Genomic DNA, 18,136 nt, shown 5'->3' with positions numbered 1-18,136 from the left:
TGCAGAGCAAGCCGCTGAAATTCAATCGTTCACTAAATCCATAAAGATCAGCACACCCTGTCAACGGCCGGAGCTCTATCCAAAGAGCCAATTGATATCGTTCCAAGCCGCGAAGACCGTGAGCATCAGCACCATGGCGAATCCGATACGGAACGCGACATCCTGCGCTGCCGGGCTGACTGGCTTCCCGCGCAACGCCTCCACCGCATAAAACATGAGATGGCCGCCATCAAGGACCGGCACGGGCATGAGGTTAAGCAATCCAATGGAAACCGAAAGGACAGCCGCAAAGTTCAGCACTTCGGCAATGCCCAGCTTCGCCATCTGACCGGACATCTGAGCGATACGGATCGGCCCCCCCACCTGATCCGCTTTCATTCGGCCGACGACCAGATTCGACAAATAGTCGAAGGTGCCGGTGACGATGCGCCAGCTCTGCAGGGCACCCTGCCCGACGGCTTCGAGAGGCCCATAGGTTTCGATTCGGAAGTTGCCTGCCTCCTGGCTCGTTCCGATGCCAATCTTGCCGTCTTCTACTTTATTGCCGAGCGGATCGACGGATTCGGTGCGTTGCGGCACCATGGGCAAGTCGATCATGGCGCCATCACGCTCGATTCGAACGGTGATCGGCAGTTCTGGCCGAACGCTGACATAGCGGCGCACATCGTCGAAGGTCGCAATCGGCGTTCCGTCGATCGATACCAGCTTGTCCCCTGGCAGGACGCCGGCCTTCTCCGCTGCACTGCCTGGCGCGACAATCGCCACCACCGGGTCGGCAACCGCGCGACCATAGATAGAGAAGAGGACGGCAAAGATGGCGATCGCGAGAAGAAAGTTGGCAATCGGGCCGGCAGCAACGGTTGCAGCTCGCTTCCATAGCTTGGCACCCAGAAATGTGCGGGCGCGCTCCTCCGGCGCAATCTTTTCGAGCCGCTGATAGTCAGGCGTGCTCGCCGCGTCCTCGTCGCCGAAGAATTTCACATAGCCGCCAAGCGGGATGACGCAAAACTTCCACCTGGTGCCGTGGCGGTCGGTCCAGCCGAAGAGTTCCGGGCCGAAACCGACCGAGAAAGCGACGATGCGTATCCCCGACCAACGGCCAACAAGGTAGTGCCCCATTTCGTGAACGAAGACCAGCAAGGTCAACAGGAACAGGAACGTGGGGATGGCGTATTGCAGATTGTTAAGCAGAAGGCTCATCGTATTTCCTAACGCATCCGCTGTCGCGGCGCCTCGCCTCCTCACAGGCGCGGAGGCTGCCACATTTCGAATAGCTGCATAAGTTTACACTCAATTCGATCCCGATTTAAGGAACGTCCGGCAGTTTCAGAGACCTAACAGAACCGAACCGAAGGGGACCTCGCGCCCGCCGGCAAGCAGGAGCTGACCCAGCACCAGAAGCAACGCGGCGCCACAGGCGAATATCAATCCGTCGACCCTGTCCATGACCCCGCCATGCCCGGGGATCAGCCGACCCGAATCTTTCACGCCGAAGCGGCGTTTGATGAAGGATTCGAACAGATCCCCCACCTGACTGGCGACGGATAGCACCAGCGCGATGAGCGGGATACGCAGATCTTGCAGTGAGAAATGAGCCATAAAGACGGCGACGCCTGCAAGAACGCCACACATCGTGCCGCCGATTGCCCCCGACCAGGTCTTGCCCGGCGAGATTGCGGGCGCCAGTTTCGGCCCTCCAAGCGCCCGGCCGGTGAAATAGGCGAAAATATCCGTTCCCCAGACCACGGCGAACACGAACAGCATCGCCACCAGCCCGAGATAATCCGCCCCGCGAATCGCAGCCAGCGATATGCCGGTCAAACCGGCGTAGACAATGCCGCCGAACAGCCACCAACTCGTCTTCCTGAGCCCCACCCAAAGAGCGGCGATGGCTGCACAGGTGACGAGGACAGGCAGAGTGAGTGGCATATAATCGAGGAGAACGAGCGCAGCGATGACGGCCTGCGACAACCACCCGAAAGCGTTGCCTTGGAAATCCCGTTCAGCGAGCTTCGTTACCGTCGACCATTCATAGTAGACCAGCAAGCTGATCGCGACCGCGAGGAGCTGGAATGCGAACCCGCCCGCCCAGGTGGCGCCAAGGGCAACTGCGGCGAGTACAGCGCCGGAGGCGATCCGCGACTTGAGTTCAGTTTGCATCAGGAGCCGACCGCCAGAGTCGGTTGCGAGAGGCCGCCGAAGCGGCGCTCGCGGCAGGCATATTTTTCAATCGCCGCGAGAAATGTCTCGCGTGTGAAATCCGGCCAGAGTTCGGGTATGAACAGCAATTCGGAATAGGCTCCCTGCCAAAGCAGAAAATTGGAAAGGCGTTCCTCGCCGCTCGTCCGAAGAATAAGATCGGGATCGGGGATGCCCGCGGTATCGATCGTCGCAGTGATCCGGTCCGCGGTGATTTCGTCGGGGCGAAGACGGCCGGCGGCTACTTCCGTCGCCAGGTGACGCATGGCCCTCGCCAGTTCGTCTCGCGCACCGTAGTTGAACGCAATCACCAAGGTAATTCCGGTGTTCGCGCTCGTCGTTTCCTCAGCCTCGATCAGCAGCGGCAGGATATCACTGCCGAGGTTCGTGCGGTCGCCAATGACGCGGATGCGGACGTTCTCGCGGTGCAGGTCGGCCAAGTCCCGTCGTATAAAGGCCTTTAGCAAGCCCATGAGGTCGCTCACCTCGGCTTCCGGCCGGCTCCAGTTTTCCGAGGAGAACGCGAAAAGGGTCAAATAGCGAATGCCAAGCTCTGCGGCCGTCTTGACCGCGACCCGTACCGCCTCGACGCCTTTTCGATGCCCCATCGCACGGGGCAGTCCACGCGCATTCGCCCAACGACCGTTGCCGTCCATGATAATCGCGACGTGGGCCGGTACGTTTGTGGGAATAAGCTCTTGCATGGGCTGTCCGAAAATAGAGACTCAGGATATCCGCCGTCAGACCTGCATGATTTCCTTTTCCTTCTCCGCGAGCAAGCGGTCGATTTCGGAAATCATGTCGTCGGTCATCTTTTGAACGCGCTCGGATTGAGCACGGCTCTCGTCCTGGCCGATCTCACCGTCCTTTTCGGCTTTTTTCAGGTCGTCCATACCGTCGCGGCGAACATGGCGGACCGCAACCTTGCTTTTCTCCGCGTAGTCATGAGCGACCTTGACCAGCGACTTACGGCGCTCCTCGTTCAGTTCCGGCAGCGGAATGCGCAGGTTCTGCCCATCGACAATCGGATTAAGGCCGAGATTGGACTCCCGTATCGCACGCTCCACGGCGGCGACCATGGACTTGTCCCATACCGATACCGAGAGCATCCGCGCCTCCGGAACCGTGATATTGGCGACCTGGTTCAGCGGCATGCGCGAACCGTAAGCTTCGACGGTCACCGGATCGAGAACATTTGCCGATGCGCGGCCGGTACGAAGCGAAGCGATGTCATGCTTGAATGCGGAGATCGCTCCGTCCATGCGGCGCTTCAGTTCCTTCAGATCCACACCTTCACTCATGGCTCAAGACTCCCGTTCCTGTCTTTCAACGGCCCCTGCGGGCCCTTCTGCAGCTTATCAATTATCCGTCACCATGGTGGCATGACCGCCACCGGTCAATATCTCCGCGAAACCGCCCTTCTCGTGGATCGAGAAGACGATGATCGGAATAGCATTTTCCCGCGCGAGCGCCACGGCTGCAACATCCATCACGGCCAATCCCTTGTCGAGGACCTCGCTATGGGTCAGGCGCTCGAAACGGGTCGCCGAGGGGTCTTTCTTCGGATCGGCGGAATAGATGCCGTCGACCTGCGTTCCCTTGAAAATCGCCTCCGCCCCCATCTCCGCTGCGCGAAGCGCCGCTGCGGAATCCGTCGTGAAGAACGGATTGCCGGTGCCACCGGCAAAGATCACGACGCGACCAAGCGAGAGATGATAAAGCGTTGCGCGCTGCGAGAAGCTTTCACAGATCTCCGGCATTGCGATTGCCGACAGAACGACCGTATCGACATCGAGCTTACGCAGTGACGTCGCAAGCGCGAGAGCGTTGATGACCGTCGCCAGCATGCCCATGTGGTCACCCGTCACTCGGTCGCCGCCTTTGGAGGCAACCGCAACGCCGCGGAAAATGTTGCCGCCGCCGACGACGACGCCGACCTCGACGCCCATCGCACGCGCCTCGGCGATATCGGAGGCTATCCGATCGGCGACTGCCACGTCGATGCCGAAGCCCTGGCTTCCCATCAACGCTTCACCGGAGGCTTTGAGAAGAACGCGCTTGTAGATTGGCTTGGCCGACATCATCACTCCTGAACAGAACGGCACGCATGTGCGAGAGACGGCGCACAGCGGCTGGGACGTAATCTGGGTGCACGGTATCGACCGCTCCGAGGCAATTCCGGCAGGCCAGACCCATTGACGGATGCCGGATACACGAAGGGCACCGCGTTGTCACGCGATGCCCCCACGTTTCCCCAATCAGGATGAAGAAATCAACCCTTTGCGGCCGCTGCAACTTCTGCTGCGAAATCCGACTCTTCCTTCTGGACGCCTTCGCCGAGCAGCAGGCGCGCGATGCCGGCAACCTCGATCGGCGCACCGACGGTTTTTTCGGCTTCCTTGATTGCTGCTTCCACAGTCTGGTCCGGGTTCATGACGAAAGCCTGCGAAAGCAGGGCGACTTCTTCGAAGAACTTGCGCATGCGGCCTTCGACCATCTTTTCGATGATGTTCTCCGGCTTGCCCGATGCACGCGACTGTTCGATGAAAACATTGCGCTCGCGCTCGGCAACCGCCGGGTCGATCTCGCTCGGGCGGACGGCCAGCGGGTTGGTCGCCGCCACATGCATAGCAACCTGGCGGCCGATTGCGTTCAGCGCTTCCTTGTCGCCGCTCGACTTCAGCGCGACCAGCACGCCGAGCTTGCCGAGACCATCGGCAACCGAATTGTGGACGTAGGTCGCGACCACGCCCTCATCGACGGACAGGAGTGCCGCGCGGCGCAGCGTCATGTTCTCGCCGATGGTTGCAATCGCATCGGTGATCGTGTCGGCGACGGACTTGCCGGTCGCCGGGTAGAGGGCAGCGCTGATCGCTTCAACCGAGCCGTCGGTGCCAACAGCAACGGCTGCCACGCCGCGAACGAGGTCCTGGAAGGCATCGTTACGGGCGACAAAGTCGGTTTCGGAATTGATCTCTACGACAACAGCCTTGTTGCCGGCGCTGGCGATGCCGATGAGGCCCTCGGCAGCCGTGCGGCCGGACTTCTTGTCGGCCTTGGCAATGCCCTTGGCGCGCAGCCAGTCGATCGCGGCTTCCATGTCGCCGTTGGTCTCAGCAAGCGCCTTCTTGCAATCCATCATGCCTGCGCCGGTCTTTTCGCGCAGTTCCTTCACCATTGCGGCAGTAACACTCATCTTCTTGCCTCTTGTCTGGTTGGCTGGCGCGCTCACCCGCGAGTGGCGCAATGCCAGCAAGTTTGGCAGGGAATGGCTTCTCTATGTGACATCGTTATGAAGGCTTTCATCGCGATGATGCGCGGGCGACAGACCGTCGGCAGCGCCATTCCCAGCAGAAAAAGAACAAGGCCGTTCAGATTTTCCATCACAAACGGCCTCGCCCTGACATTTCATGCGGTACGGCAGCATTCAATCTGCCGCCCAGGCCGATCAGGCTTCGGAGGCTTCGTCGAGAGCCGGCTCGACCGGAACCTCGGCGGATGCACCGATATCGCGACCGGCCGCGCCCTGCTGACGGGCAATACCGTCAATGGCAGCGCGAGCGATGAGATCGCAATAGAGCGCAATCGCACGCGACGCGTCGTCATTGCCCGGGATCGGATAGTCGATCTGGTCCGGATCGCAGTTGGAGTCGATAACGGCAACGACCGGGATGCCAAGACGCTTGGCTTCGTCGATCGCGATCGATTCCTTGTTGGTGTCGATGATGAACATCAGGTCCGGCGTGCCGCCCATGTCGCGGATACCGCCGAGCGCGCGGTTCAGCTTCTCGCGCTCGCGCTCGAGGTTCAGACGCTCCTTCTTCGTGAAGCCGGAGGCTTCCGAAGCGAGAATTTCGTCAAGCTTGCGCAGGCGCTGGATCGAGTTGGAGATGGTCTTCCAGTTGGTCATCATGCCGCCGAGCCAGCGGGCATTGACGTAGTACTGGGCAGAGCGCTTCGCAGCGTCGGCAATGATTTCGGAAGCCTGGCGCTTGGTGCCGACGAACAGAACGCGACCACCGTTTGCAACGGTATCGCTGACGATCTGCAGGGCGCGCGACAGCATCGGAACGGTCTGGGCGAGGTCGATGATGTGGACGTTGTTACGGTCGCCGAAGATGTACGGCTTCATCTTCGGGTTCCAGCGGTGCGTCTGGTGACCGAAGTGAACGCCTGCTTCGAGAAGCTGGCGCATGCTAAAATCAGGCAATGCCATGCCTTTGTCTCCTTTTCCGGTTGAACCTCCGCAAGGCGTCGAATGCATCGTCGATGCACCCACCGGCGGAACGGTCCGGATTTCTCCCGGAAAATCCCATGCCTCACGTGTGGAATGGACAGCCCCTTAGCGGCAACTGCCCGATAAATCAAGACTGGAAGTCTGTTTTGCCGCCGCTATTTGCAATCTTCCGCATTGAAGACTTCGAGTTTGGCGAGTTTTCCACTCAATACGAACTCTCCGTAGTCCATGGTCAGATCGCGGGTGACGCCGTTTTCATAAAGCTTGAAGGACATGCGGTAGATGGGCAGCGCGTCGCCGTTGCCTCTGTCATCATTGAAGTATGATATCGTCACCGGCCAGTAGCTCTCCCCGGCGAGCTTGCCGGCCTTGCCGACATCCGCGTCGTCCGGCGCCGGCTTGCGCGGCTTGCCGACGAAGGTCGATGTGATCAGCGTCTTGTCTCCCGAATCGGAGCCATCGAAGATGCGGGCCTCGAAGAACGTCTCGCCTTTCTTCGCCCGCGCGATCACCTCCAGCATGTGCTCGGTCGGGAAACGGCTTTCGGCAAGCGCCACCTCGCGCTTGTCAGGAGCCGTCAGTTCGACTTTAACGCCGGATTTTTCGTCACGCGCGCTTCCGCGGACCTCCTTATCCAACTTCTCGTCGGTGAAGGAGCGGGTCAGAAAGCGGAAGCTGCCGTTCTTCGTGTCTTCGTAAGTGGTCGTCTGCTGGTCGGTCAGGCGAACTTCCTCGCCGGTATCCACCTGGGTGACGAACCTGAAACTTACCGTATAGCCTTCGCAGGCCGAGCCGTTGAACTCGTAGACCATGCGTCCATACATACCGGAAATGCCGGATCGTTCGGAGGCGTCCTTCAGTTCGAGGTCATAGACGGCGCGGTGGGGGGCGAGCGCGCTCGCATTCGCCGCAACAGGGGCCGTCATCAAGGCGAAGCAGACGCTCCCCATACTGACCAGACCGAAGCCATTACGAAACATCCGTTTCCTCCTGTTGGACTCGCCGGCAATGCTATAAACAAGCCTTCGGCAGAAGCGCGGCAGATCCGTTCTGGCATACGCCTGTCGTGATCCGCTTGCATGCAGGATTTTATCACAAAAGACAACAACGGAGCTTCTATGTCCGCAGAGATCGAAACGCGCCTCACTGAACTCGGCATCGTTCTGCCCCAAGCCGCAGCGCCCGCTGCGAATTATGTTCCCTATGTGGTCAGTGGTTCGATGCTCTACATTTCCGGGCAGTTGCCGATGGAAGCCGGCAAGGTCGCCGTGACAGGGCATGTCGGCAAGGATGTCGACGTCGCGGCGGCGCAGCGTGCAGCGGAGCTTTGCGCAATCAATATTCTGGCGCAGGCCAAAGCCGCTCTCGCAGGGGACCTCGGCCGCATTCGCCGCCTCGTCAAGATCAACGGTTTCGTCGCCTCCGTCCCTGAATTCACGGAACAGCACCTCGTCATCAATGGCGCGTCGAACCTGCTCGCCAGCGTGCTTGGCGAAGGCGGCAAACACGCGCGCGCTGCCGTCGGCCTGGCTTCCCTCCCCTTCAATGCGGCCGTCGAAATCGATGCCATCATCGAGATCGGCTGATCAGGGATCGTATCATGACAGATATCTCCTGGCTCAAGGCTCAGCCGATCGCCCATCGCGGCTACCACGACATGAATCGAGAGGTATGGGAAAATACGCTCTCAGCATTTTCCCGTGCGGCCGACGCAGGCTTCGCGATCGAATGCGACCTGCAATATACGGCCGACAGCGTTCCAGTCGTCTTTCACGACCACGACATGGAGCGTCTCTGCGGCATTAAGGGTGACGTCCGGGCGAAGACGGCCGGCGAACTCGGGCTGTTGTCAATCGGCGGCACCAAAGACAAGGTTCCAACGCTATCGCAAATGCTGCGCGTCGTTAATAGCCGCGTGCCGATCATCATCGAGCTCAAAGGCCGAAGGGACGACGACGAAGGGTTTGCCGCAGCGGTGCTCGACACGCTCGAAGGTTATCAGGGGCATGTGGCGCTGATGAGCTTCGATCATTGGCTGCTCAAGGATCTGAAGGCGCTCGACGCGCCTTATCCGCTCGGCCTCACGGCAGAGGGCGCCAACCCGGAAACCTTCTTCGTTCACGAGGAGGCAATGCAACTCGGTCTCGATTTCATCTCCTATTTCTACGGCCATTTGCCGAATGCCTTCATCAGCAAGGAACGCGCACTCGGCCACACGCTCATCACCTGGACGGTGCGCGATAGGCAGGCACAGGAACATTCATTCGCCCATGCCGATCAGATGACATTCGAGGGTTTCGATCCACGGGAGACCATGATTTCATAGGCCCATGACAGATGCGATCAACATCCGGATAGAACACTCGTTCACTTCGATCTCGGCGGCTAACTGGAAGAGGCTCGCCGGCGCATCGAAAGAGCATGCAGGCGTAGCCTACAATCCCTTCGTCTCGCACGCCTATTTGTCGGCACTGGAGGAATCGGGTTCCGCCGCGGCGGAAACGGGCTGGCTCGGGCAGCACCTCCTGATGGAGGATGCGGACGGCTTCCTGCGCGGCGCGCTCGTCTGCTATATGAAGAGCCACAGCCAGGGCGAGTATGTTTTCGACCATGGATGGGCGGATGCCTTCGAGCGCGCGGGCGGTCGCTACTATCCGAAGCTGCAATGCTCCGTGCCTTTTACGCCGGTTACCGGACCACGCCTGCTCACGACCGAGGGACGCGACCCGCGACCGGTTCGCGAGGCGCTCGCCGCAGGCCTGAAGGAACTCACCCGCCGCCACGGCGTCTCCTCGGCTCACGTCACATTCGTGCCGTTCGATGAGATGCCGATCTTCGAGCGGGCCGGATTTCTGCATCGAACCGACCAGCAGTTTCATTTCACCAATGAAGGCTACGGGTCGTATGACGACTTTCTTGAAACGTTGGCATCGCGAAAGCGCAAGGCCTTGAAAAAGGAGCGCCGGGCGGCCGTCGAAAACGGGACCACGATCGACTGGCTGACGGGGAGTGATCTCACGGAGTCGATCTGGGACCAGTTTTTCGCCTTCTATATGGACACCGGCGGACGCAAATGGGGCCGCCCCTACCTGACGCGCGCCTTCTACTCGCTGATCGGCGAAAGGATGGCCGACGACATATTGCTGGTCATGGCCAAGCGTGGCGGCCGATATATCGCCGGCGCGATCAACTTCATCGGTGGCGACGCGCTCTACGGACGGCACTGGGGCTGCATCGAGGACCATCCCTTCCTGCATTTCGAAGTCTGTTACCATCAGGCGATCGATTTTGCGATTGCAAAGAGATTGAAGCGCGTCGAAGCCGGGGCGCAGGGCGAGCATAAGCTTGCGCGCGGCTATATGCCGGTGACCACCCATTCGGCACATTTCATCACCCACTCGGGATTGGCGCGCGCCGTCGCCGATTACCTCGCGCGGGAACGCAGGGATGTGGAAGAGACGGGCGAATTTCTTGCGGAGCACGGGCCTTTCCGCAAAGGTGAGCGCCAAGAGGATTGAAACGGCCGGGGAGATTCCCCGCACCGAGCCCAAAGCAAAGGGGAAATGATTATGAGCGCGTACGACACCAACAACATCTTCGCCAAGATATTGCGGGGCGAAATTCCCTCGCACCGCGTCTACGAGGACGAGGCGACGCTGGCCTTTATGGATGTCATGCCCCAAGGGGAAGGACATGTTCTGGTGCTGCCGAAGGCGCCTTCCCGCAATCTTTTCGATGCCGACCCCGCTACCCTGCCCGCGCTGATCGCAACGGTTCAGAAGATCGCCGTCGCGGCAAAGAACGCCTTCGACGCAGACGGCGTGACGGTGTTCCAGTTCAACGAGGCGCCGGCTGGCCAATCCGTCTTCCACCTGCATTTTCACGTCGTCCCTCGTCGCGCGGGCGTTCCGCTGAAGCCGCATTCCGGGAAAATGGAGGATGACGCCGTTCTGGCAGCGAATGCGGAGAAGATTCGCCGGGCGCTTTAGGCGCCGCTGCCGATTGAAGCGCCGTGCGTCCTTTCAGACGCACAAAGGGGGACGCTGTAACACTTTGAACTGCTGCATGGTTTGTCCTTAAGTCGGCTCCGATTTAAGGAACCATGCAGTAGAGCGCCGGCTCGACCGCTTGTCCGAGCTATCTAAAAGCCCAGCCACCAGAGCCCGGCGGCCAGCACGGCAATTGCCGTAGCGATGCCGGCAGCCGGCTTCTGACCCCCAAGGAAAAAGGCAATCGCGCCAAGCACTACGGCTCCGAGTCGCAACCAGAGCGGTGATTGTTGGAGCACGCCTGTCGGGTAAAGGATGAGCTTGGCGATGACGGCGGCGACCAGCGCGGTCGCGACCGATCTAACCCAGTTCAACGCCTCGGAATCGTCACGGAGCCGCTTGCCGGCGAGTACGCCAAGCCATCGCCAGATATCGGTCGCGAGCCAGCCGGCAATGGCGATGAATGCGTAGGCCCACCATCCTTCAAGCCAATTCATGCGCGCGGCTCCCGCCGCGAATGCCACAGGCGTTCGGCAAGCCACGCAAATGTGCCGCCGCCAACGCCGGCAAGCAGAATATCGAACTCCGGTGCGATCCAGTAAGAGAGCGGCCCCAGGGCGAGCCCAGTCGCGAGCGCCACATAGACGACGGGGTGGCGCGCCGAATGCCAGATCGAGGTGAGGAAATAGACAGGAGTGAGGAAAAAGAGACAGCCAGCGACGATCGGCGGAAACTCGGCGACGAGGTGATAGACGATCGCCACCAGCAACATGTTCGCCGCGACCAGCGTGATGCCGAAACCGGCGAAGAACGTGACGCGATGATCGCGCGGCACGTGCTGCACGCGCTCCATTGCGAAGACCCAAGCGGTGATCGCAACGAAATGCGACAGTACGAGCAGCAGCCACGTCGGCGTCTTCGATGTCCGCAGTTCGGGAATGAGCGCCGCCACCATCGGCATCAGCCGAACCGACGAGAGGGTCACCGCGAGAAAGGCCGTCGCAAGGCTGGCTCCCCCAAGGACCGAGCTTACGAGGATGACCTTTGCCGGCAATGCCCAGACCGCACCCGTCATGAACACGACCTGCTCCGGCGGTATCCCCGCCTGAACGGTCAACGAACAAAAACCGACGAAGGAAAGCATCAGAATCATGGCGGGCAGGCTGAATATCCCGCGCGCCCCGGCTAGAAACCAGCCAAAAGATGATCGCTCGTCTTCAACGCTATCCATACCGGTCCTGAGAACTGCGCTCGCTGCTCAACGAAACGGTGCCGGGCGAGGCCACCCGGCACCGTCAGGTGCAATCGCGACCGCGCTACTTCTTGCGCGGCACTTTGGGAACCGTTCGTCCCTTCAGCGGGATCACATCGGGAGCGCCATTGGCGGCTTTCGCCGAAGACTTTTTCGGCTTCGCTTTTGAATCGGCGTCGGCGGAGACGGTTTCTTTCTCCTTCTTCGGCTTGGCGCTCTTGCCAGTGGGGCGTGACACTTCGGCCTTGGGCTTGATCGGCGCCGTTTCCGGCACGGCGTCGAGGATCAGCCCCTCGGTCCCGTCTTCCTTCGTGCCGATCGTTACCTTGACCACGCCACCCTTCTTCAGCTTGCCGAAGAGGATTTCGTCCGCCAGCGGCTTCTTGATGTTTTCCTGGATGACACGGGCCAGCGGCCGTGCGCCCATCTTTTCATCATAGCCCTTATCCGCGAGCCAGGCGACCGCGTCCGGTGCCAGATCGAAGGTGACGTTGCGTTCGGCAAGCTGCGTTTCAAGCTGCATAACGAACTTCTGCACGACCTGATGGATGACAGGGGTCGGCAGCGAGCTGAACGGAATGACCGCGTCCAGACGGTTGCGGAACTCCGGCGTGAACAGCCGATTGAGTGCCTCCATATCCTCGCCGGTTCGCTTCGATGAACCGAAACCGATCGCCGGCCGGGCCATATCCGACGCACCGGCATTGGTCGTCATGATCAGAATGACGTTACGGAAGTCGATCTTCTTGCCGTTGTGGTCAGTCAGCGAGCCATGATCCATGACCTGCAGCAGGATGTTGAACAGATCCGGATGCGCCTTCTCAATTTCGTCGAGCAACAGCACGCAATGCGGGTGCTGGTCGACGCCGTCGGTCAGAAGGCCGCCCTGATCGAAGCCGACGTAACCGGGAGGCGCACCGAGCAGACGCGAGACCGTATGCCGCTCCATATATTCCGACATGTCGAAACGAAGAAGCTCGACGCCGAGCGACGTCGCCAATTGTTTGGCAACTTCGGTTTTGCCGACGCCGGTCGGACCGGTGAACACGTAGCAGCCGATCGGCTTGTTGGGTTCCCTCAGGCCGGCACGCGCCAGCTTGATTGACGAGGCCAGAGCCTCGATCGCCAGATCCTGGCCATAGACGACCGACCGCAGTTCCTTTTCGAGGTTGGCGAGGACCGCCTCGTCGTCCTTGGAAACTGTCTTCGGCGGGATGCGCGCCATGGTCGCGATCGTCGCCTCGATCTCCCGCTCGGTGATCAACTTGCGACGCTTACCCGCCGGCAGCAACATCTGAGCCGCACCCGACTCGTCGATGACATCGATCGCCTTGTCTGGCAACTTGCGGTCATTGATGTAGCGCGCGGAAAGCTCGACCGCCGCCTTGATCGCGTCGTTCGAATATTTCAGGTGGTGATAGTCCTCGAAATAAGGCTTCAACCCCCTCATGATCTCGATCGTGTCGGCAATCGTCGGCTCGTTGACGTCGATCTTCTGGAAACGGCGTACAAGCGCACGATCCTTCTCGAAGAACTGGCGGTATTCCTTGTAGGTCGTCGAACCAATGCAGCGGATCGCACCCGAAGAGAGCGCCGGCTTCAGGAGATTGGACGCGTCCATCGCGCCGCCGGACGTCGCACCCGCTCCGATGACCGTATGGATCTCATCTATAAAGAGCACTGCGCCCGGGTATTCTTCGAGCTCCTTGACCACTTGCTTCAGGCGTTCCTCGAAGTCGCCGCGGTAGCGTGTCCCGGCCAGCAGCGTTCCCATGTCGAGCGAAAAGATCGTGGCGTCCTCAAGCGCCTCCGGCACCTTCTTTTCGACAATGCGCTTGGCCAGACCCTCGGCAATGGCGGTCTTGCCGACGCCAGGGTCACCGACGTAAAGCGGATTGTTCTTGGATCTGCGGCAGAGCACCTGGATCGTACGGTTGACCTCGGCATTGCGGCCGATCAGCGGATCGATCTTTCCGGATTTCGCCTTTTCGTTGAGGTTGATGCAGTAGGCAGTCAAGGCATCCTGCTGCTTCTTCGGACCGCTTTCCTCATTTTCACGGGATGCTTTCTGCTCGGATTCCTCCTCCGCGCCGCGCACTGGCCGCGCCTCGGAGCTGCCCGCCCGCTTGCCGATGCCGTGGGAAATGAAATTGACGGCATCGTAGCGCGTCATCTCCTGCTCCTGCAGGAAATAGGCGGCGTGACTTTCGCGCTCGGCGAAGATCGCGACGAGCACGTTGGCACCGGTCACTTCCTCTCGGCCGGAAGATTGCACATGGATTACGGCACGCTGGATCACACGCTGAAACCCGGCGGTCGGCTTCGAATCCTCGTCATAGCCGGTGACGAGATTCGACAATTCATTGTCGACATAGTCCGTCACGGTCTTGCGCAGCGCCTCTAGATTGACGTTGCACGCGCCCATCACGGCCGCCGCATCGGTGTCATCGATCAATGCCAGGAGCAGGTGCTCGAGCGTCGCATATTCATGATGGCGCTCGTTGGCAAATGTCAGTGCCTGATGCAGCGCCTTTTCGAGGCTGGGCGAAAAAGTTGGCACGTTAGTTCCTCATTTCTTTTCCATGACGCATTGCAACGGATGCTGATGCTGTCTGGCGAAATCCATCACCTGCGTCACCTTGGTTTCGGCGACTTCGTAGGTGAAGACGCCGCATTCTCCCACGCCGTGGTTGTGGACATGGAGCATGATGCGCGTCGCTTCTTCCCGGTTCTTTTGAAAGAAGTGCTCCAGGATATGGATGACGAATTCCATCGGCGTGTAATCGTCATTCAAAAGCAGAACGCGATACAAACTCGGCTTCTTGGTCTTCGGCTTGGTACGCGTGATAACGGACGTGCCTCGACTCGGGCCGCCTCCGTCTCCTTCGCTTCCCTGCTGCATCCGGACCGGCATGGCGATCATTCTTGTTCATTCCCTTGACGGCCGCGGGGCTCATCGAACATGGCCGCGACATGCTTGCCTTTATCTAATGGTTCGTTTCTGGATTTTAAGACCGAACCGACGCACTGCAATCATATTCGCACGGCGAAACACAAGATTGATCAAATTTTTTTCGGGCGCCGCGAGCAACTTTTGCGCGCTGCCGCAAGCGTCAACGCCGCCGTACTGCTGTCAATTGCCGAAGGCTCATTCTGTTCCCGACGACGCTTCCAGAAAACACCGCGAGCCAAAATAAGAAGGCCGGCCGCGGCATCCGCGACCGGCCTTCGTACGATGGCGGATTGTCTTGTCGTCAGGCGGCAGCGGCGGATTTCATCGCTGCGGCCGTCTTGGCGACCGGGGCCTCATAGGGCTTGTAAGCGTCCTTGGCGAGATCGGCATACATTTCACCGATCTTCGTTGCTTCGGCCATGAACCCTTCAAAGCTCGCCTTCAGATAGTTCGTCTGAAGTTCGAACGCGACCTCGAGGCTCTTGGCACTGGACAGCTTTTCGATATGGGCAATTCCGTCCTCGAAGGACTTCTTCGAATAATCCGCCGCTTCGGTCGCGATGGCCTGATAGCCCTTGGTCAGAGCAGAATAGCTCTTAACAGCCACATCCATGGCTTCCTTGCTCTTCTTGTTTGCATCGTCGAAGTTAAACATTGTGGGTGTCTCCTTTTTGACGGGTGTGCTAGGTTAGTCTATGTGCACTGCACAAAAAGTCAAGGTAAGTGTGCATTGCAATAAAACACTGTTCTTGCAACGACTTGATGAAGATCTGTTCGCTTCCAGAAATTTTTCCTAAAAGTATGATAAATAACAAAAAACCCGGCCTGATTGCTCAGCGCCGGGCATGACAAGTGGAGGTGGCGACCTCAGAGATCGATATCGAGGATCGCCATCGAGAAGTTGTAGGAAAGCTCACCGTCCTCCTCGTCGCGAAAGACGACCCCGAGGAATTCGTCGCCGATATAGACTTCGGCTGACTCGTCCTTCTTCGGACGCGCCTTGACGATCATCGACTGATTGAAGGTGCGCTTGAAATAGGCTTCAAGCTTGCGGATTTCTTCGGGATTCAAATCTACTCTCCGTAGCCGGTTGATTTGCGGCGCTTCTCGCATGCTGCATCGCCAGGTGTAAACCCACTACAGCGCCAGGCATTTGTTAAGACGCGCGGGGGCGGCTGCAACATCTTGAATTGCTGCACGAATTTTTCCTTCGATCACTGACCATCGAAGAAACTGGAGCCGCTCCATAGCGCCTCTCAGATATCGAAGCTGGCCAGGATCTGGTCCATCTGGCGCGACGGCTCGGAGCAGCCGGCCTCGCCGACCACCTTTGCCGGAACCCCGGCCACCGTCGTCTTCGGTGGAACCGCCTTCAGCACGACCGAGCCGGCAGCGATGCGCGAGCAATGGCCGATATGAATATTGCCAAGAATCTTCGCCCCTGCACCGATCAGCACGCCGTTGCCGATCTTCGGATGACGGTCGCTGCCTTCCTTGCCGGTGCCGCCGAGCGTGACGCCGTGCAGGATCGACACGTTGTCGCCGATGACCGCGGTTTCGCCGACGACAAGGCCGGTCGCGTGATCGAGAAAGATGCCGCGTCCGATGCGGGCGGCCGGATTGATGTCAGTCTGATAAACGCTCGAGGAGCGACTCTGGAGATAGAGCGCGAAATCCTTCCTACCCCGACTCCATAGCCAATGGGCGAGACGGTGCGTCTGGATCGCATGGAATCCCTTGAAATAAAGGACGGGTTCGATGAAGCGCGTGCAGGCCGGATCACGATCATAGACGGCCTGTATGTCGACGCGCAGGATCGTACCCCATTCGGGCCAATCCTCAAGCATTTCGGCAAAGGTCTGATGCAACAGGTTTGCCTGAAGGTCCGGATGATCCAGCCGCTCGCAAATCCGGTAGATCACACTTTCTTCCAGCGAATGCTGATTGACGACGGTCGAATAGAGAAAGGCTGCCAACATAGGGTCCCGCTCGGCGGCGAGACGCGCCTCCTGCCGCAGGCTGTCCCAGATAGGATCGATCGCCTTGAGCGGTTCTGTCTGGCGAAGTTCGGTATTGGCGACCATGGTCGCTCTCCTTCCTGGTCAGTCCGTGGTGTGGTCAGTCCTTGCCGCGTCCATGTTCGGCCTGTCCCCTCGTGGGTCATATATAGGACAATTCCCGGCCGACATAAATGGGTGCCTCCGATTTCAGCCGTGAGTCGCAGAGAAAGCTAGGCTCGCCCCACCTCTGCCAGAAATTCGAGCACCGCCCTTTTGAACACACGGTCGCCAACCGCCAGCATATGGTCTCGCCCTGGAATATCCAGCGCCTTCGCATGCGGCATCAGCGCGGCAAGTTCCTGGGCCGATCCGGCTATTTCATCCTTCGTTCCGACGCCAATCAAGACCGGCACATCGATGCGCGCAACCTCCTCGGCGGAAAGCAGATCACGCGACGTCGATATGCAGGCGGCAAGCGCCTGGCGGTCGCTATTCGTCTGGTCGGCAAAGGCTCGGAACATCCGGCCTTTCCCATGCGTCACGACCTCTAGCGATGGGGCAAGCAGGGCATCGGCGATCGGGTCCCAATCGCCGACGCCGGTCACCATACCTATGCCAAGCCCACCGAACACGAGCGAGCGGACGCGATCCGGATGCTGCAAGGCCAGGAAGGCGGAAATGCGCGCGCCCATCGAATAGCCCATGACATGCGCCTCGCCGATGCCAAGATGCACCAGAAGCGCTGCCGCATCGCCCGCCATTTGCTGTGGATGATAGCGGGAGGGATCGTAAGGCTTGCTGCTGGCGCCATGACCGCGATTGTCGAACGCGATAACTCGGTAGCCGGCGTCGCCGAGCGTCTTCAGCCAGCCCGGAAACACCCAGTTGACGTTGGCACTCGAAGCAAAGCCGTGGATGAGGAGGACCGGATCTCCGGACGGGTCGCCTTCGTCGAAGAAGGCGATTTCCAGTCCCTCGTGCACGAAACGGGAAAATGGCGGAGCGTTGAGGTCCATTGCTTTTTCCTGACACATTTAGATTAGAGCGGCATGCGGGCGGAAATACACCTTTCCTCATTCCGCTCCGGCTGTTTCGCCGCAAACTAGGTTGTAACGCCATCGGCGGAAACCCCCGGCAGCTCGAAAACCACAGGCGCGGCATGTTTGCTGCTACACATTTCGAACAAAGCTCACTATGGTGCCGGCGAAAATCGATATCCAAAGACTTGCATACATCGGAGCATCGCATGGCCGACCACAACATCCCCCATTTTCAGAATGACGGCGGACACCAGGCAATCGAGATCGGCGTCAAGGAATTCATGTGCACGGGTGCGTCCGTACCGTTCGACCACCCCCATATCTTCATCGACATGGGCGACGAGAACGAGAAGGTCTGCACCTATTGCTCGACGCTCTATCGCTACAATCCATCCTTGAAGGCGACGGAGACAAACCCGCCCGGTTGCCTCTTCACAAGCAAGGCCGCGTGATTTTTCGCGCGTGC

21 protein-coding genes are annotated in these 18,136 nt (G+C 59.6%); 5 read left to right on the top strand and 16 right to left on the bottom strand.

The window, feature by feature from the left end; genetic code table 11:
• Positions 1–75: 75 nt before the first annotated feature.
• The 8 genes from rseP to PYH37_RS18720 all read right to left on the bottom strand — a co-directional run bounded on the left by rseP (position 76) and on the right by PYH37_RS18720 (position 7,416).
• Entirely contained in the window at positions 76–1,200 is a 1,125-nt protein-coding gene (gene rseP / locus PYH37_RS18755; protein WP_280732957.1) for an RIP metalloprotease RseP, read from the bottom strand.
• Between the two features lie 126 nt (positions 1,201–1,326).
• On the bottom strand, positions 1,327–2,160 hold the full coding sequence (locus PYH37_RS18750; RefSeq protein ID WP_280732956.1) for a phosphatidate cytidylyltransferase: 834 nt from the start codon (positions 2,158–2,160) through the stop codon (positions 1,327–1,329).
• Complete coding sequence (locus tag PYH37_RS18745; protein ID WP_280732955.1) at positions 2,160–2,903, bottom strand: isoprenyl transferase; 744 nt, start codon at positions 2,901–2,903, stop codon at positions 2,160–2,162. Before PYH37_RS18745 ends, PYH37_RS18750 begins: the two co-directional genes overlap by 1 nt.
• A 36-nt stretch (positions 2,904–2,939) precedes the next feature.
• Positions 2,940–3,500 (bottom strand): ribosome recycling factor, encoded by a 561-nt coding sequence (gene frr / locus PYH37_RS18740; RefSeq protein ID WP_280732954.1) that lies wholly within the window; start codon positions 3,498–3,500, stop codon positions 2,940–2,942.
• Positions 3,501–3,557: 57 nt separating this feature from the next.
• Positions 3,558–4,280 (bottom strand): UMP kinase, encoded by a 723-nt coding sequence (gene pyrH, locus PYH37_RS18735; RefSeq protein ID WP_280736090.1) that lies wholly within the window; start codon positions 4,278–4,280, stop codon positions 3,558–3,560.
• Between the two features lie 191 nt (positions 4,281–4,471).
• Positions 4,472–5,395: a translation elongation factor Ts gene (tsf, locus tag PYH37_RS18730; protein WP_280732953.1), complete on the bottom strand. Its 924-nt coding sequence runs from the start codon at positions 5,393–5,395 to the stop codon at positions 4,472–4,474.
• Positions 5,396–5,647: 252 nt separating this feature from the next.
• On the bottom strand, positions 5,648–6,415 hold the full coding sequence (rpsB, locus tag PYH37_RS18725; protein ID WP_280732952.1) for a 30S ribosomal protein S2: 768 nt from the start codon (positions 6,413–6,415) through the stop codon (positions 5,648–5,650).
• A gap of 176 nt (positions 6,416–6,591) precedes the next feature.
• Complete coding sequence (locus PYH37_RS18720) at positions 6,592–7,416, bottom strand: cell envelope integrity EipB family protein (RefSeq protein WP_280732951.1); 825 nt, start codon at positions 7,414–7,416, stop codon at positions 6,592–6,594.
• Positions 7,417–7,554: 138 nt separating this feature from the next.
• Between PYH37_RS18720 and PYH37_RS18715 the strand changes: the two genes are divergently transcribed.
• Genes PYH37_RS18715 through PYH37_RS18700 form a run of 4 tightly spaced genes read left to right on the top strand, consistent with a single transcriptional unit; the run spans position 7,555 to position 10,425 of the window.
• On the top strand, positions 7,555–8,022 hold the full coding sequence (locus tag PYH37_RS18715; protein WP_280732950.1) for a RidA family protein: 468 nt from the start codon (positions 7,555–7,557) through the stop codon (positions 8,020–8,022).
• A 14-nt stretch (positions 8,023–8,036) separates the two neighbouring features.
• Positions 8,037–8,762: a glycerophosphodiester phosphodiesterase gene (locus PYH37_RS18710; protein WP_280732949.1), complete on the top strand. Its 726-nt coding sequence runs from the start codon at positions 8,037–8,039 to the stop codon at positions 8,760–8,762.
• A gap of 4 nt (positions 8,763–8,766) precedes the next feature.
• On the top strand, positions 8,767–9,954 hold the full coding sequence (locus PYH37_RS18705; protein ID WP_280732948.1) for a GNAT family N-acetyltransferase: 1,188 nt from the start codon (positions 8,767–8,769) through the stop codon (positions 9,952–9,954).
• A 51-nt stretch (positions 9,955–10,005) separates the two neighbouring features.
• Positions 10,006–10,425 (top strand): HIT family protein, encoded by a 420-nt coding sequence (locus PYH37_RS18700; protein ID WP_280732947.1) that lies wholly within the window; start codon positions 10,006–10,008, stop codon positions 10,423–10,425.
• 152 nt (positions 10,426–10,577) lie between these two features.
• Here PYH37_RS18700 and PYH37_RS18695 read toward each other — a convergent pair whose 3' ends face one another.
• The 8 genes from PYH37_RS18695 to PYH37_RS18660 all read right to left on the bottom strand — a co-directional run bounded on the left by PYH37_RS18695 (position 10,578) and on the right by PYH37_RS18660 (position 17,646).
• Positions 10,578–10,922, bottom strand: coding sequence for an AzlD domain-containing protein (locus PYH37_RS18695; RefSeq protein WP_280732946.1), 345 nt, complete (start codon positions 10,920–10,922; stop codon positions 10,578–10,580).
• A complete protein-coding gene (locus PYH37_RS18690) occupies positions 10,919–11,656 on the bottom strand; it encodes an AzlC family ABC transporter permease (protein ID WP_280732945.1) in 738 nt (245 codons plus the stop codon). Before PYH37_RS18690 ends, PYH37_RS18695 begins: the two co-directional genes overlap by 4 nt.
• A gap of 85 nt (positions 11,657–11,741) precedes the next feature.
• Positions 11,742–14,237 (bottom strand): ATP-dependent Clp protease ATP-binding subunit ClpA, encoded by a 2,496-nt coding sequence (gene clpA, locus PYH37_RS18685; protein ID WP_280732944.1) that lies wholly within the window; start codon positions 14,235–14,237, stop codon positions 11,742–11,744.
• A 9-nt stretch (positions 14,238–14,246) separates the two neighbouring features.
• Positions 14,247–14,600, bottom strand: coding sequence for an ATP-dependent Clp protease adapter ClpS (gene clpS / locus PYH37_RS18680; RefSeq protein ID WP_280732943.1), 354 nt, complete (start codon positions 14,598–14,600; stop codon positions 14,247–14,249).
• A 331-nt stretch (positions 14,601–14,931) separates the two neighbouring features.
• Positions 14,932–15,285, bottom strand: a complete 354-nt coding sequence (locus tag PYH37_RS18675; RefSeq protein ID WP_280732942.1) for a phasin family protein — start codon at positions 15,283–15,285, stop codon at positions 14,932–14,934.
• Positions 15,286–15,497: 212 nt separating this feature from the next.
• Complete coding sequence (locus tag PYH37_RS18670; RefSeq protein ID WP_280732941.1) at positions 15,498–15,701, bottom strand: DUF3126 family protein; 204 nt, start codon at positions 15,699–15,701, stop codon at positions 15,498–15,500.
• Positions 15,702–15,886: 185 nt separating this feature from the next.
• A complete protein-coding gene (gene cysE, locus PYH37_RS18665; RefSeq protein WP_280732940.1) occupies positions 15,887–16,714 on the bottom strand; it encodes a serine O-acetyltransferase in 828 nt (275 codons plus the stop codon).
• 146 nt (positions 16,715–16,860) lie between these two features.
• Entirely contained in the window at positions 16,861–17,646 is a 786-nt protein-coding gene (locus PYH37_RS18660) for an alpha/beta fold hydrolase (protein ID WP_280732939.1), read from the bottom strand.
• Positions 17,647–17,876: 230 nt separating this feature from the next.
• Between PYH37_RS18660 and PYH37_RS18655 the strand changes: the two genes are divergently transcribed.
• Positions 17,877–18,122, top strand: a complete 246-nt coding sequence (locus PYH37_RS18655; RefSeq protein WP_280732938.1) for a zinc-finger domain-containing protein — start codon at positions 17,877–17,879, stop codon at positions 18,120–18,122.
• Positions 18,123–18,136: the final 14 nt, after the last annotated feature.

Source organism: Sinorhizobium numidicum (genome assembly GCF_029892045.1).
Taxonomy (GTDB): Bacteria; Pseudomonadota; Alphaproteobacteria; order Rhizobiales; family Rhizobiaceae; genus Sinorhizobium; species Sinorhizobium numidicum.
This window is presented reverse-complemented; position numbering and strand designations above follow the sequence as displayed.